Source organism: Asticcacaulis sp. P2_C5 (assembly GCF_056404555.1).
Genome location: NZ_JBFUDU010000001.1, coordinates 36,541 through 53,450, shown reverse-complemented (window position 1 = coordinate 53,450; position 16,910 = coordinate 36,541). Strand labels below are relative to the sequence as shown.

The 16,910-nt window shown below is 66.8% G+C and carries 5 protein-coding genes; 4 read left to right on the top strand and 1 reads right to left on the bottom strand.

Features of this window, described 5'->3' with window-relative positions; all coding sequences use genetic code 11:
- The first annotated feature begins 95 nt into the window (after window positions 1-95).
- Window positions 96-1,226, top strand: a complete 1,131-nt coding sequence (locus AC1DXO_RS00180; RefSeq protein WP_476976052.1) for a GNAT family N-acetyltransferase — start codon at window positions 96-98, stop codon at window positions 1,224-1,226.
- A 71-nt stretch (window positions 1,227-1,297) separates the two neighbouring features.
- A complete protein-coding gene (locus AC1DXO_RS00175) occupies window positions 1,298-2,212 on the top strand; it encodes a dienelactone hydrolase family protein (protein WP_476976051.1) in 915 nt (304 codons plus the stop codon).
- Window positions 2,213-2,227: 15 nt separating this feature from the next.
- Here AC1DXO_RS00175 and AC1DXO_RS00170 read toward each other — a convergent pair whose 3' ends face one another.
- Window positions 2,228-14,665, bottom strand: a complete 12,438-nt coding sequence (locus tag AC1DXO_RS00170) for a hypothetical protein (protein WP_476976050.1) — start codon at window positions 14,663-14,665, stop codon at window positions 2,228-2,230.
- Window positions 14,666-14,874: 209 nt separating this feature from the next.
- On the opposite strand from AC1DXO_RS00170, the gene cysK reads away from it, so the two are divergent.
- Window positions 14,875-15,915, top strand: coding sequence for a cysteine synthase A (gene cysK, locus AC1DXO_RS00165; RefSeq protein ID WP_476976049.1), 1,041 nt, complete (start codon window positions 14,875-14,877; stop codon window positions 15,913-15,915).
- 169 nt (window positions 15,916-16,084) lie between these two features.
- Complete coding sequence (locus tag AC1DXO_RS00160) at window positions 16,085-16,759, top strand: hypothetical protein (protein WP_476976048.1); 675 nt, start codon at window positions 16,085-16,087, stop codon at window positions 16,757-16,759.
- Window positions 16,760-16,910: the final 151 nt, after the last annotated feature.

Genomic DNA, 16,910 nt, shown 5'->3' with positions numbered 1-16,910 from the left:
GTTGCGCAACCAGCAGGTTTGCAGGCGTGACCCCCTTCCGGCGAGGGTTCATAGTGGAACGGTCATATAATTTCCGTTCTTCGAAAGCGTACCGCGTGCTGTTTTGCGATCTCGTCAAGGCCGACGACCTGACCACTGCCGATGAAGGGCGTTGGCTGGCAATGCTCGAGGCCGACGAAGCCTTCCAGTCGCCCCTGTTGACGCCGCACTTCTTCCGCGCCGTCTCAAAGGTCCGGCCCGATGCGCGGGTGGCGATCTTCCGCCGCAATGGCATGGTTCTGGGCTTTCTGGCCCATCACCGCCGGCCCAACGGCTTCGGCCGGGCGATCGGCGCGCCGTTTTCGGACTATATGGCCCTGGTCAGCGAACGCGACAGCGGTCTGCGCGTCGCCCGGGCCCTGGAACTGGCCGGACTGCGCCAGATGCCGCTATACGGGCTGATCGATCCTTACAATCTGTTCGACGGCATGGCGCCGGACCATGACCTGGCCTACCAGATCGACACCCGCCTGCCCGCGCCCGAACTTAATCGCAAACAGGCGAAGAAGCTGCGCAACCACGCCGCCAAGCTGGAAGCCGACCATGGCCCGCTGCGGGTGGAAATCGGTGATCGCGACGCCCAGGCCTTCGAGACCCTGCTCGGCTGGAAAAGCAACCAGACCCGGCGCAGTGGCCTGACCGACTTCCTGGCGCCGGCCTGGGTCAGGCAATTGATGCGCGACCTGTTCGCCTTGCCGGAGCATGCCGATTTTCGCGGCGTGATGGTCAATCTGTATGCCGGCGAGCGCCTGGTCGCCGGTAAGTTCGGCGTGCGCTGCGGTGACCGAGTCCATATGTGGGTGTCGACCTACGACCAGGATTTGCGCGACTACACGCCGGGCCTGCTGTTCCTGCAACTGGCCCCCGCGGCCATGAAGGACGCCGGCATCCGGCTCTACGATCTGGGGACCGGCTCGGGCGATCACAAGCGGCTGTTCTGCAACCGCATGGGCGAAGCGGCACGCGGCCATGCCTACGCCACACGGATGGCCGATGCCCGACTGCGGGCAGGTAAGTCAGACTTGTCGGCGGTCGCCAATCATTGGGTACAGCGTTTCGGCCGGCGGCTCGACCATATCAGCGCCCTGGAACCCAGGCTCTTGCCGCGCCTGCTGCGGCTGGCGCAAGCCGTGACAGCCGCGCCACAACGTCTGAAAGTGATCGCAGCCAACCGCAACGGCGGATAAAAAACGCGACCGGATTTAGCCGATAGCGCGTATAAGTCTCTGACGCACACAATGCCTCACGGAGACATGCCATGACCCGTAAGCCTGACCTGCCGCCTTCAAGTGATTTCAAACCCGAAGTCCTGCAGCTTTTCGACAAGTATGTGCACGGTTTCATCAATCGCCGGACCTTCCTCGACCGCTGCGCCCGCTATACCGCCGGTGCTGCAGGCGCCCTCGCCACGCTCGCGGCGCTGAAGCCGGACTTCGCCCGCGGCCAGCAGATAAAACCCGACGATGCACGCATTGTAACCTCGTGGATCGACATCGCCTCGCCTGCCGGCTACGGCACGATCAAGGCCTATGTCGCGCAGCCCCAAGGCGCGACCGGGAACCTGCCGGTCGTCCTGGTCGTACACGAGAATCGCGGCCTGAACCCGCATATCGAAGACATTGCGCGTCGCCTGGCCCTGGAGAATTTTATCGCCATTGCGCCCGATGCCCTGACATCGTTGGGGGGCTATCCGGGCGACGAGGACAAGGCACGCGCCCTGTTCGGCCAGCTCGACCAGGCCAAGACCAAGGAAGATTTCCTGGCGGCGGCCGACTATGCCCAGGCCCTGCCGCAAGCCACCGGCGCTTTGGGTGTAACGGGCTTCTGCTACGGCGGCGGGATTGCCAATTTCCTCGCCACACGCAAGCCGGCCCTCCTCGCTGCCGTGCCCTTTTACGGCTCGCCGCCGGCCCTGGAAGACGTCCCCAATATCAAGGCCGAGCTATTGCTGCATTTCGGCGGCAACGATACGCGGATCGCTGCCCTGTGGCCGGCCTATGAGGCGGCGCTGAAGGCGGCCAATATCCGTTATCAGGCCTTTATCTATGACGGCGCCGAGCACGGTTTCAATAACGACACGACGCCGCGCTACAATCCCGAGGCCGCGAAACTGGCCTGGGAGCGGACCCTGGCCTTGTTTAACCGCACGCTACGTGCGCCCACTACAACGTAGCGGGCGCACAAGGACTCAAAACTTGAACCGGGCGCTGACGCTGAAGGTCTGCTGGCTGTAGCGTTTTCCGGCTTCGTTAGAGATCGACAGGTTCAGGCTGGCCTTGTCGTCCTTACCCACGACCTGGACATTGGCGCCGTAACGCACGCTGGACGGATCGAAGGCCGTGCTGATCTGCGCCGGATCGGCATTGGCATTGGCGCCGGCCAGGCGGTAGGGCATTTTCAGCCGGTCGGTCGAGTTGACCACGGCGCCGACATTGAATGACAGAGCCGTATAGCCGCCATCGCTGCCCTTTGCCTTGTAACCGACCGTCAGGTCCGGCGTCAGGGTGGCGAAGGTCTGGGTGTGCGAGACACCGACAACGCCCAGGCCGTCCAGACCCTGTTCGGTGAAGGCCCCCTGATGCAGGGAGGTCACCGCCAGGCCGACCGCCGGGCGGACGAACAGGGCGCCGCGCTCATAGGTGTGGCTATAGCGCGCCCGGGCCATCAGATAGGCCGAATGCGGCGTCGCGGTGCCGATCTCGGGTCCGAAGACCTGGACCAGGCGTTCACTGTCCACAGTCTGCAGGCCGGTGGTCAGGGACAGGTCCAGCTTGCTGCCGCTGACGAAGGTGCGGGTGACACCCACGCCGGCATGGAGGCTGTCGCCCTCCATCTGCGCCCGGCCATTGCCGACCGACGTGCGGTCGAGACGGCCGTACCCCATGGCGCCGGCGATCGACCACTTGTCATCGACGCGCGTCTCGAAGCCCGATTCGAAGCTGTTGAGATTGCCATGCCAGGCGAAGCTTTCGTCGTCGCCCTCACGCCGCGTATCGGTATTGGCGATATGAGCCCAGACACAGTGTTCCCGCGACGAGGTGGCGAGGTTGCAGCGCGTCAGGTCGCCGGCGAACTGGCGGGCAGCGTCCAGCTGAATGGTCTGCGGCGCCAGGAAGGGCTCCGGGTTCAGCTCCTGGAAGACGCCGGCATAAAGGCTTTCGTCGCCGACCTGGAGGTTGCCGATCAGCGCCGCCAACCGGCCGACTCCGCCGGATCCGCCGAGGGTTATAGCCGAATCCAGGTGACGGCCCAGTTCGCGGCCGTTGCGGTTGAGGAAGGGCAGGCCGAAGTCGGAGGTAAGGGCCAGCTTGATACCGGCGCTGTCGGCGATGACGCGGTAGTTGATCGCCAGCGTGTCCTTGATGTCGAGGCCGTTATCGGTCGCCGTGCCCGCCGTGGCGAACAGGGTGACCGGGGCGGCGTTTTCGAGCCAGGTCAGGATGACGTCGCCCTTGCCGGCCACCGTCGTATTGCCGGTGACATTGACGCGGTCCGAAGCATAGGGACCGAAGGCGACGTCAAAGGCCATATGGCCCTGGGCGCTCTGGACGAAGTTGCCGTCGAGCTCGACCGTGTTGATGACGCGCGTGCCGTACATCAGGTTGTTGCCAGGCGCGCCGTTGGCGTCGAGATTGGCGAAGGTAGCGCCGTGGGCCAGGTCGATCGGCACGCGGCTGGCCGACAGGCCCATCAGGAAGTCACCGTCATTGCTGAAGGTGCCGTTGACCGTGGGCAGGCCCGCCGCGTTCGCTGCGATTCTCTTGAGGCTATTGCCATTGCCTGACGGATCGCTCAGGTCGATCCGGCTGATGGCGACGAAGGTGGCGCCGGCCTGGTTGTTGAAGGCGTTGTTGCCGCTGCCGAGATCGATATTGCCGACGACGAGGCCTGTGTTGCTGACCCGGTCGTTGCCGCTGCCGGTATTGATCGCCAGGCCCGACACCGCCGAGACCGAGCCCGTGGCATTGACGGTATTGTTAACGCCACCGTCGATGCGGATACCGGCCGCATTGCCGCGCACCAGGCCGTTGGCATTCACCGCAATGTCGCCGCCGCCCAGGCTGCCCAGACTTTGGGCGAAGATGGCTGCAGCACCGGCGCCTGAGGCGAACACGCCACCGTCAAGCGTCAAGGTAATGGCCCCGCCCTTGCCTGTGCCGCCCGCCGTTCCGGCAAACGTATTGCCGTTCGGGCCGTCGACCCAGCCGCCGCCGCCGCCGAGGCTTTGCGCGATCAAACCGTTGCCACCGGCGCCAGTGGCGACGATGTCACCGGTCTGGTTGAAGATGATGGCGCCGCCATTACCGCTATTGCCGCTATTCAGGCCCAGGGTGATGGTTGTGGCGTCGGTCAGGATCGCCCCGCCGCCGCCGCCGATCGATTGCAGCATGACGGCGTGCGAGCCGGCCCCGGTCGTCTGGATCAGGCCGCTATTGCCGAGCGTGATGCTGCCGCCGTCGCCGGCCGCGCTGTTCTTGCCGCCCAGCTTGACGTCCAGCGCGTTGCTGCCCGTCGTCAGGACGGTACCGCCACCGCCGCCGATCGATTGCGCCAGAAGCGCGACCGAATGGGCACCGCTGGTCTGCAGGCCGTCGTAATCGCCGGTAATGGCGCCTGCGCCCAGATTCGAACCGCCATCGGCGCCGAGCACGGCCCGGGTGATGAGCTGGCTCTGATCGACGGCATTGATGTCGACCATGGCCGTGCCGCCGCCGCCGCCGATGCTCTGGATATGCGCCGCGGTCGACCAGCTACCGGTGGTGGCAATGGCGCCGTCCTGGATGTGACCGACCGTACCGCCTTCGAGGTGCGTACCGCTGGTCGCGCCGAGCTTGATGTCGACCGTGCTGATCTGGGTACCGTCGGGCGCTTCGAGCTTAATCGTGCCCTCACCGCCGCCGCCGCCGATCGATTGCAGGCGCAGGCCGGTGGCGTAACCGGCCGCTGTGTAGATGGTGCCGGTCTGCTTGCTGTCGATGGCGCTGCCGGTGCCGTTCTTGGCGTTGAGCGCGCCGAGATTGATGCCGAACGTCACCGGCATGGTGGCGTGCGGATTGGCCGCCGTTGAGGTGGTGGCCAGCAGGCTGTGCACATCGACCTTGCCGCCGCCGCCGCCGACCGACCGGATGGCCATGCCGACGCTGTTGGCGCCGCCCGAGGCAATCGTACCGGTGTTGACGATGGTCACCTTGCCGGCATTCATGTCCGACGAATCGGTCGAGCCCAGGGTCGTCGAATAGATCGGCTGGCCGACCGGACGTTCGCCCGTCGTGCCGCCCGTGCCGGGTATGCAGGTGCTGGCGCCCGGGATCGGGATGCACTGCAGGTCGAACAGGGTCTCGATGCTGTCGAAATTGAGCACCAGGTGACCGCCGCCGCCATTGATGCTTTCACCGACAATGCCGGCCGAACCTTCGCCCAGCGTGGTGATATTGCCGGTATTGGTCACCTTGACCTCGCCGCCGATCCCGCCGTCGCCGGTGGTCAGGGCGCCGATCAGCGCCGCCAAAGCATTGGAGCCGACGAAGGTATAGGGATTGCCCGAGGCGCTGAAGCCGGTGGTCGAATTGCCGCCGCCGCCGCCGATCGACTGGGCGAAGATGCCGTTGGCATTCTTGCCGCGCGTCACGATGCTGCCGCTGTTATTGACCTCGACCAGGCCGGAATTGCCGCCGTCGCCGCCCGAGCCGCCGATCGCGATCAGCGGGCTCTTGGTCGGGGCCGAGATCAGCAGGGCGCCGGCGATGGCCATCGCGCCGTTACCTCCGCCGCCGCCGATCGATTGTGCCAGTATGCCGTGCGCGCTGGCGCCGGTGGTGTCGATCAGGCCGCGATTGATGACATTGACATGACCGCCTGTGCCGCCGTCATCGCCGCTGCCGCCGATATTGAGGCCGACCGTGACAGCGTCCTTGCTGCCCTTGCCGCCGAGCGCCGAGAATACGGCGCCGCCATTGCCGCCGCCGCCGCCCAGCGACTGGGCGAAGATGCCGTAGGAATTGTCCTTGGTGGTGACGATCTGGCCGGTCCCGGCCACGCCGGCGGTCGGATCGTTGGTCACATTGACCTCGCCGCCCTTGCCGCCCTTGCCGCCTTGGCCGCCCATATTGACATTGATGCTGCCAGACGTGCCTTCACCGCTGATCTGCGCGACCTGGAAGTCGGCGACGCCACCGCCTTCACCGCCGCCGCCACCGATGCTGGCGGCGCTGATGCCCGCCGACCATTCGCCGTCGGTCCAGATGCTGCCGCCTTTGTTCCACACCGTGACCATGTCACCGATTCCGCCGTCGCCACCATCACCGCCGAGATTGATCGACATGGTGTTGCTGGCGCCCTTGGCCGTATCGGCGCGGAAGGACAGGACGGAGCCGCCCCAGCCGCCACCGCCGCCGATGCTCTCGGCGCGGATGCCGGCGGCGTGCTTGCCGCTGGTCGTGATGATGCCGCTGTTCTCGACATAGACGATATTGCCGACAGCGCCTTCACCGCCACTGCCGCCGACGGCGACCGCCATGTTCATGTGCGGCGTTTCGCCCTTGGGACCGCCGGCCGGAATGCCGAGCGAAAGAACATTACCGCCCGTGCCGCCGCCGCCGCCGATCGACTGGGCGAAGATGCCGGCAGCGTTCTCGCCGCGGGTAGTGATCTCGGCCGCATTGTAGATCTTGACCTCGCCGCCCTTGGCGCCCTTGCCGCCATCGCCGCCGATCGCGATGTTCAGCGAGCCGTCGGTGCGCATGATGCTGTTGGTGGCCAGGCCACCGACCCCGCCGCCGCCGCCGAGCGACTGGCCGTGGATGCCATAGGAATCCTTGCCCCAGGTGTCGATATAGCCGGACGCGTGGACCTCGACCTTTTTCGAGATCGCGCCTTCGCCGCCTTCCAGGCCGATTGTCACCTTGCCGCCGACGGTCTCGTTATTGCTCGAATTCTTGACCTGGCCACCGATCGCTGTCGTGCCGCTGCGCCCGCCGCCGCCGCCGACGCTCTGGGCAAAGATGCCGTCCGAGCGCTCGCCCTGGGTGCTGAGCGTCCCCTTGGCGTTGATATAGACCTCGTCGCCTTCGCCGCCCTTGCCGCCGAGCCGCCCGATGCTGATTTCCAGCTTGTCGTTGGCCAGGGCCGGCAGGCCGATCGACGCCGCCGTATTGCCGCCGCCGCCGCCGATCGACTGGGCGATGATCGCCGTCGAATCGTTGCCCCAGGTGAATATATTGCCGTCGTGATAGACATTGACCTTGCCGCCCTTGCCGGCGGCGCCGGTGGCGCCCCCGACGTTCAGGGCCAGGGCGGACGCGTTACGCGTCAGGCCCATGCCGAGGTTCAGGTTGGCATTGCCGCCGCCACCGCCGATCGACTGGGCCAGGATGCCGCCGCTGTCATTGCCCTTGCCGCCGACCAGGCTGCCGTTCATGTCGTAGAAGCCGGTCAGGATATTGCCGCGATGGTCGACCGTCACCGTGTCGCCATAGCCCGCGCCCGCGCCCGAACCGCCGACCGCGATGACCGCCGCCTTGGCCGGATCCTTGCCGTCGCTGCTGTAGGTGACGGGCACGACGAGATTGAAACCGGCGTCGCCGCCGCCGCCGCCGACCGACTGGGCCAGCAGGGCGATCGAGCCCTCGCCATAGGTGCGCAAGGTTCCCGGCGTCGCCGTCTTGACACCGTTCACGTCTTCCCAGCCCTGGCTGACATTTACCACGCCGCCATTGCCGCCGGTGCCGCCGCTGCCGCCGACGCCGAGCGCCAGCGGATTGCCCTTGCTCCAGGCGATGGCCGCCGTGATATTGACCCCGCCCTCGCCACCGCCGCCGCCGACCGACTGGGCCAGCAGGGCATGCGAATGCTCGGCCAGCTTGATCGCGTCGTCATCGGTGATCTGCTGGGTCAGGATCTGTTCGATGCCGTGCGCCGGATCGCCGGCATTGATGAAGATGCTGCCGACATTGTTGACGTCGACCCTGCCGGCATTGGCGCCGTCGCCACCATTGCCGCCGACGCCGACCGCAATGGAATTGCCTTTGTTTTGCAGGTTGACGTCCAGCGCGACGTTCAGACCGCCGTCACCGCCGCCGCCCGCGACACTCTGGGCCACCAGGCCCGAGGCGTTGAGGCCGTCGACCGAGATCTGGCCGCGGTGCCAGGCCACGACGTCGCCGCTGCGGTTGGCGTCGCCGCCGAAGCCGCCGAGACCGAAGGCGAGGGACAACTCTTTCGACTTGTTGCCCGCCGCCGTGATGTTGAAGCCACCGTCGCCGCCGCCGCCGCCGACCGACTGGACCAGCATGCCGCGCGCCTTCTGCCCGCTGGCGAACAGGTTGGCCGTCACATGCGCCTCAGCGAGGCGGCCTACGCCGCCGTCACCGCCGAAGCCGCCCAGGCCGATCGCGATCTCGCCGTCGGCGGCAATGCCGCCGGTGATGTTGAAGGCGCCGTTGCCGCCGCCGCCGCCGACCGACTGGACCAGGACGGCCGACTGCTTTTCGCCCACCGCCACGATCTGGGCCATCGAGTTGTTCGCCGTCGCTGTCGCCGGGCCCTGAAGCGTCAGGTGAGCCTCATTACCGTCGCCGCCGTCGCCGCCGAAGCCGCCCAGGCCGAAGGCCAGGCCGCGCCCGCCCGTCTTGCCATAGTTCAGCTGGCCGGTGATGTTGATTCCGCCATTGCCGCCGCCACCGCCGATGCTCTGCACGATGACGCCGCTGCCGGTGCCGTGCACTGCGACATTGCCGGTGACATTCGCCTCAGCGATACCCGACGACTTGCCGCCGCCGCCGAAGCCGCCGATGCCGATCGAGATGGCGCCGGATTCGCCGCTCTTCGACAGGTCGAGGTCACCCGACACATTGATGGCGCCGTTGCCGCCGCCGCCGCCGACCGACTGGACGAAGATGCCGTTGGATTCCTTGCCCCAGGTCTCGGTGTCGCCGACGCGGACCAGGCTCGCCTTGCCGGCATAGCCGCCGCTGCCGCCGAAGCCGCCGAGGCCGAAGCTGAAGCCCCCCGCCTGCGCGCCGCCGCCGGTCGCGATGGTGACATTGCCGCTGACATTGATGCCACCGTTACCGCCGCCACCGCCGACGCTCTGGACGATGACGCCCGTCGATTTGTCGCCGTGGGTCTGGTAGGTGCCGGTGACGTCGCCACGGACATTGCCGGCATTGCCGCCGCCGCCGCCGAAGCCGCCGACGCCCAGCCCGATATTGCCCGCGCCCGACGCGCCCGAGCTGAAGGCGATATTGCCGGTGACATTGACGCCGCCGAGCCCGCCGCCGCCGCCCATGCTCTGGATCGCCACGCCGAAGGCTTCGTTGCCCCAGGTGACGACATCGCCCTTGGTAACGCCTTGGACGACCCAGTTCTGGTCGGCGTCGGGTGCGACAACCGAATGGCCGCCCTTGCCGCCGAAACCACCCAGGCCCAGGCCGATATTAACGGCGGGACCGGCGCTGGCCGCGATGCTGCCGGTGACATTGATGCCGCCATTGCCGCCGGCCCCGCCGGCGCTCTGCATCAGTATGCCGTAGGCCTTGTTGCCGTAGGTCTGGATATTGCCGGTGACGCTGCCGGTTACCGAGGTGCCGTTGCTGGCGTCGCCGGCGAAGCCGCCGACCCCGATGCCGAGATTGCCCGTCGCGTTGTCGCCGAGGCTCACTGCTATGCCGCCGGTGACATTGATGCCGCCATTGCCGCCGCCGCCGCCCAGGGACTGGATGGTCACGCCCGAGGCGTCGTCGCCGTGGCGCACCTTGACGCCGTTGACCGTTTCCTCATAGCCCGTCTGGATATCGCCGGTCACCGTGCCCTTGACGACGCCGGAATTGCCGCCCTTGCCGCCGACCCCGCCGACACCGACCAACAGGTTGCCCGCGCCGCCCGAGGTCGCAGCGATTCCGCCCGACACATTGATGCCGCCATTGCCGCCGGCCCCGCCAAGGCTCTGGATGACGACCGCGTCGGCATCCGTGCCCCGCGTCAGGACGTTGCCGTTGACCAGGCCGACGACGCTCTTGCCGATGCCCGCGCCACCACCCGCACCGCCGACGCCGACCATGATATTGCCACCGGCCTCGGCCGAGATGGCCAGGCCACCGGCCACCGAGATGCCGCCATTGCCGCCGCCGCCGCCCAGGGACTGGGCCAGGACGCCGTTCGAACGCTCGCCTTCCGTATAGGCGGCCAGCAGGCTGCGGTCGCTATTGGCGATGCCTTCATTGATCCTGAGGTCGACAACACCGCCGTCGCCGCCCTTGCCACCGGCCCCGCCGAGCGAGACGCCGAGGTTGAAGCTGTTTTTACCCGAGAGCGAGATGCCGCCGGAGACGTTCAGCCCGCCCGTGCCGCCGCCGCCGCCCAGGGACTGGGCCACGATGGCGTCGGAATCGGCGCCATAGGTGGCGACATGGCCCGTTACCTTGCCCTGGGCCTTTTCCGCCGAGCCACCGCCGCCGCCCGCACCGCCCAGGCCGATCGAGATGGTCGGGCTGAGAGATTGGGAAATGGCGATACTGCCCGAGATGTTCATCCCGCCGACACCGCCGCCACCGCCGACGCTCTGCACCAGGAATCCGGGCGACTGGTCGGCATGGGTGATGATGGTGTGCGATTCGCCCTTGGCAATGCCGCCATTGCCGGCGCTTCCGCCCGAACCGCCCAGGCCGACGGCGACCGCCGCATTGCCTTCCAGCCCGCCGGAGATCGAACCCGAAATATTGAACCCGCCGCTGCCGCCGCCGCCGCCGACCGACTGCACGACCAGACCAGCCGACTGGATCGACTTCAGGTTATCGAGCGCCCGCTTCAACTCGCCTTCGGGCGTGCCGTCCGGGATGGTTGGCGTGGCCAGCAGGCCGGTTTCGATCGTACCGTCGAAAATGCCCGTCGCACTGTCGGCATTGCCGCCCTTGCCGCCGGAACCGCCCAGGCCGACGCTGGCCGCCAGGGACTGGGTGCCGAGGCCAACCGCCGCGGTCACATTGAAGCCGCCGGAACCGCCGCCGCCGCCGACCGACTGGACCAGGGCGCCGGTCGAGCTGTAACCGGCCGTGGTGATGTCGCCGGCATAGTGGACGTCAACCACGCCGCCCTTGCCGCCTTCGCCGCCCGATCCGCCGATGCCGACGCCGATCGCGACCGACGTAGCGCTTGAGGCCGCAACGGCGACCGAGACGTTGAAGCCGCCATTGCCGCCGCCGCCGCCGACCGATTGCGCGATCAGGCCGGGCGAGAAGCCGCCGACCGTATAGATGCCGCCGCCCATCTTGAGGTCGACCTTGTCGCCGTCGCCGCCCTTGCCGCCCGAGCCGCCAAGACCGAAGGTGAAGGCGCCGGCCGGGCCGTCGGGATTGCCGGCGATGGCAATGGCCGTCGAGAAGCCGCCGTTACCGCCACCACCGCCGACGCTTTCGGCGTAGATGGCCGGAGCGAAATCGCCCTGGGTCCGCACGATGGCGTCGCCGCTCAGGTTGACCAGGCCGCCCTTGCCGCCGTCACCGCCGGACCCGCCGACAGCCACCGAGAAACTGGCGCCGTAGCCGACGCTTGTCTGGACCGCGAAGCCGCCATTGCCGCCGCCGCCGCCCACGCTTTCGGCGAAGATGCCCATGGCGCGGTCGCCCTGGGTCAGGATCAGGGGCGAAACCAGGGTCGGCACGCCGTTCAGGTCAAGCGTGCGGTCGTCGAAATCGACCACGACATTGCCGCCATTGCCGCCTTTGCCCGCCGAACCACCGACCGAGACGCCGGCGAACAGGCTGATCGAGGTCGACGAACCGCCATTGCCGCCGCCGCCGCCCACGCTCTGTGCGAAGATGCCGTGGGAATCCTTGCCCGTGGTGATCAGGTTGTAGCTGTCATAGACCTTGACCAGGCCGCCTTCGCCGCCGTCCTTGCCCTTGCCGCCGATGCTGAGCAGGACCGCGCCGCTGGTCCCGCCGTCGCCGCCGCCGCCGCCGACCGACTGGGCCTGGATGGCGCTGGAGACCGCGCCGTAGGTGGTGATGGCCCCGTCATTGTCGACCGTGACCTGGCCGCCCAGGCTCAGCTTGCCGTCGCCGCCGGTGCCGCCGATACTGACCAGGCCGCCGGAATCACCGCCGGTCCCACCGCCGCCGCCCACGCTTTGGGCAAAGATGCCGCGCGCCCGCGCGCCGCGTGTGATGATAACGCCAGTATTGCCGACATCGACCTGGCCGCCGGCGCCGCCGCCGCCGCCCTTGCCGCCCAGCGACACCAGGCCGCCCGAGGCGGAACCCGCACCGCCACCGCCGCCCAGGCTTTGCGCGAAGATGCCGTCGCTGCCGACTTCGGCGTCGAGCGGATTGGTGAGATTGCCGGTCCGGATGGTGCCGCTGTTATTGACCACGACCCGGCCGCCGATACCGCCCTTGGCCGCACTGCCGCCGACGCTGACCAGGCCGCCGGTCCCTGCCGCTGCACCGCCGCCGCCGCCGGTCGATTGCGCGAAGATCCCGCGCGCCGCCTTGCCCGTCGTGGTGACATCGCCGGCATTGGTGACCTGGACGAGGTCGGCATCCCCGCCACCATCGCCGTCGCCGCCGATGCCGACGATACCCGCACCTGTGCCGCCGACCCCGCCGCCCTTGCCGACGCTTTCGGCGAAGATGCCGTGGGCGCCGTCGCCGAGGGTAATGATCGACGTGTCGGCCTCCGTGACCACAATGGCCTGGCCGCCCTTGCCGCCGCCCGCGCCCTTGCCGCCGATGCCGGCCAGGCCGCCACCGACCCCGCCGTTACCGCCGCCGCCGCCGATCGACTGGGCGAAGATGCCGTAGCCGCCGACGCCTGTCGTGACGATCTTGCCATTGCCGGTCAGCCGCGCCTCGGCCGTGCCACCGTCGCCGGCTGCCCCGCCCTTGGAGCCCAGCCCGACCAGGCCGCCGGCATAGCCGCCGTCTCCGCCGCCGCCGCCGATCGACTGCGCCATCAGGCCGTAGGCGTCCTTGCCGTTGGTGGTGATGAAACCGCCCTCGCCATTGACCGCCTTGGCGTAGCCGCCATTGCCGCCCTTGCCGCCGCCGTCGTCGCCCAGGCTGAAGGTGGCGAGACCGATGCCGTCGCCGGCATTGCCGCCCGTGCCACCGATCGATTGCGCCGCCACGCCATGGGCGCCCTTGCCCCCGGTGGTGACCGCGGCATAGTTATAGGCCTCGGCCGTACCGCCGGTGCCGGCCTGCAGCGAACTGCCCGGAATGCCGACAAAACCGTAGCTGCTGCCGCCCGCGCCGGACTGGCCGCCCAGGCTCTGGACGAACAGTCCGATCGCGCCGTCCTTCTTGGTGGTGATGCTGCCGTAATTGACGCCGACGACATGGCCGCCGCCATTGCCTGCGCCGCCGACACCGCCCTGGGCGACGCCGAAATCCACCGTGCCGGCGACGCCGCCGGCGCCACTGCGGCTGAAGACGTGCATGCCGTGCGACGTGGTCCCGTCCGTGGTGATGTTGGTGCGGTTGGTGACATTGACGTCGCCGCCCTTGCCCGCCTTGCCACCCGTGCCGCCGTCGATGCCGAAGCTGAACACCGCGTCGCCGCCGCGCCCGCCGCCGCCGCCCACGCTGCCGATCTCGATGCCCGACAGGTCATTGGACTTGACCTCGATCAGCCCCGTGCTGGCCGGAACGTCATGCGTGAAGCTCTGGCCATCGATGCCGGGTCCGCCATTGCCGGCCGAAACGCCGATGACGACACCGAAGACCTTGAAACCACCACCGTTACGGCCGTTGCTGCCATCGCCCGCGACGCGCACGTCCTGGACGACATTCTTGTCGTCCGATGCGGTCGGCAAGGTGACCGAGGTCGGCCCGCCGCCCGGATTGCTGATGGGACCGACGCCGGCGCTCTTGTCCACCGAGGTGACGACGTCCCAGATATGGCCGTCCTTGTCCTTGACCTTGACCGAGGTCGCCAGGTTCGTGCCCGCATTGATGGTGACGCCGATGACCGTGGCCTCGATATATTTTTCCGGATCGCCGGCCGTCGGCACCGAGACCTTGACGCCATCGGTCACGCTCTTGGCGTTCAAGCCGGTCAGGCTGGTGAAGACCAGCCAATAGTTGTCGGTCAGGACATAACCGGTGCCCGTCTTGACGATAACGCCTGTGCTGCCCGTGACGGGATTGACCACCGTATCGCCAACGCCTGTGCCGGCCGCGACCGGCATGGCCAGGGACAGGCCGGCGGCGAGGCCAAGACCCAGCAGGGCGACGCGCAGCTTCTTCAGCACCTTGCGGGTAGAGCTTTCGATTTCGACCGCCCGGGTGCGGCTGGCCAGGTCGACAACGGTCTGCGGCAGCGGATCCTGCCCCGGGCGCGGCGCCGGCGGACGGTGCGCCGCCAGCAAGGCCAGATTGGCCAGGCCGTCATGCAGACGCAGCAGCAGATCCTCGGGTAAGCGAGTCTTGCCGGCCTGTGCCGCCATGACTTCGGCGACGATGCGCCGTGTGGCTTCGATCTCGGTCACGGCCGGGCCGAAACGGGCATGCAGGGCGCGCGCAACCGCCGGATCGGCAAGGGCGGCACGCCAATCTTCGGCGCCGCGCTCCAGATACACAGCCAGTCGGGAAAGACGCGCAATGCGCGTTGTGTTTGCTGTCTGTGTCATAGCCGCCCCGCTTGATGTGCGTTGTCCAGCCTCAACAAAGGGCGGACGCTGATTCCGATATCGCCCTTTGTGGGCTGCACGCCTTTACCAATTCATTAACCATAATTATCTTCACCGGGGATTGTCCATAGCTATTGTCCACATTCCGCAGAGAGGCCTATGCTAGAGGCTTCGTTCGGACGGCAGGAGCCTTGCCAAAGGAGCTTAATATGGCGCGTTATCAAAGCATTCTCGACACCGTCGGCAATACACCGATCGTGCGCATCAACCATCTGGCGCCGGACCACGTCAATCTGTGGGTCAAGGTCGAGGCTTTCAATCCGCTGGGTTCGGTCAAGGACCGCCTGGCCTTGGGTGTGATAGAGGCGGCTGAAAAATCGGGCGCGCTGAAACCGGGCCAGACTGTGGTCGAAGCGACCAGCGGCAATACCGGCATCGGCCTGGCCATGGTCTGCGCGGCCAAGGGCTATCCTCTGGTCCTGGTCATGCCAGAAAGCTTCTCGATCGAACGCCGCAAGCTGATGCGCTTCCTGGGCGCCAAGGTGGTCCTGACCCCCGCCGCCCTGCGCGCCTTCGGCATGGTTCAGAAGGTGATCGAATTGGCGCAGGCCCACGGCTGGTACTATACGCGCCAGTTCGAGAACGAGGCCAACCCGGAGATGCACATGCGCACGACGGCGCGTGAGATCCTGGCCGATTTCGACGGCGACCGGCTGGACTACTGGGTGACCGGCTACGGCACGGGCGGAACGCTGAACGGCGTGTCGCGCGTCCTGGCCAGGGAACGCCCGGAGACCAAGATCGTCGTCTGCGAACCGGCCGACGCGGCGCTGCTGAGCAGTGGCGAAGCCCAGGCGCGTCTGGCCGACGGCACGCCCGCCGCGGCCCATCCGGCGTGGAAACCGCACCCGATGCAGGGCTGGACGCCGGACTTCATCCCGAAACTGACAGGCGATGTCGACCTCAGTCATGTCGACCGGATTGTCACCATCGCCGGCGCCGAAGCCATGAAGGCCAGCCAGGACCTGGCTGCGCGCGAAGGTATATTTGTCGGCATCACCTCGGGCGCGACCTTTGCCGGCGGGCTGCAGGTGGCGAAGGACGCCCCTGCCGGAAGCAACATCCTGTGCATGCTCCCCGATACGGGCGAGCGCTACCTGTCGACGCCGCTGTTCGGCCATATCGAGGTCGACATGAACGCCGAGGAGCTGGCGATCTACAACTCGACGCCACTGGGCGTCGCGGCGTAAGGCGATAACTACGAGACCCGCCGCCCGAAACACCCCACCACAGGGCCTTGGCCAACACCTGGACAACTGTGATATTTTTGCGGCATACAGCTGCCCATTTTTCCGACAACCTTGGACGCATTCCCCAATTCCCCATTTATGCGAAAAATATCAAACGGGAGGAAGTTACGTGTTCAATCCGCAAAAATTCCTGCGCCGCATGAACGAACATTTCATCGCAACGGCTATGTTCAATCAGGAATTCGCCTACCTGGAAAACGCCATCAAGCTATTCGCCAAGGAAGGCTTGTTGGCCGGGACTCGGGCGGCCCCGTTGCCGGTGTCGGAAAATACTCTGTTCGACACTATGAAGGGTGTCAGAACTGCACGGGTGACGGCTGGCTTACCAGTTAGCCCCTATCTCGAAAAGGCGTTCAATCAACTCGACCTGATCCGAAAGGCACGGAACCGGATCGCCCATAGCGGCGCGCAGTTCCGTGAGCATCACACCAGCGTTGCGAAAAATTGGAACGAATTGGCAGACGGCAAGCCAGGAGAGCTTTTTAATCCGGCGACGTTTCGGGCCATGAGCGATGATATTAGCACTATCACCGCCTGCCTGATGATGCATATGCAAGACCTGATTCCGGCCGACATGACATTCAGACAGGCGCGTCAAGATTTGAAAATGAGCGCCTGGCATGAACAGATGATGAGATATATGGGCGTCAATAAGCTCCTAGCGAACCTCAACATATCAGACTTCATGCGGCAGGCCGCCGAACAATCCTTTCAATATGTGCCGCGTTCGACACCACAGCGGCATAGCTCAGTTCGCGCAAGGCGGCACCGCACTTTCACTTAAGGAAACATGTCGGAAGGAAAGATGTCGTGGACACGATAACCTGTCCCCGAAACCCCTGCGAAACTCCTGGGCTCCAGATGCCACCGATGCCACGTGGCGAACAGCGGATGTGCAGACGGAGCGGGTGCCTTTGCGGGGAACCGGCTGGCAG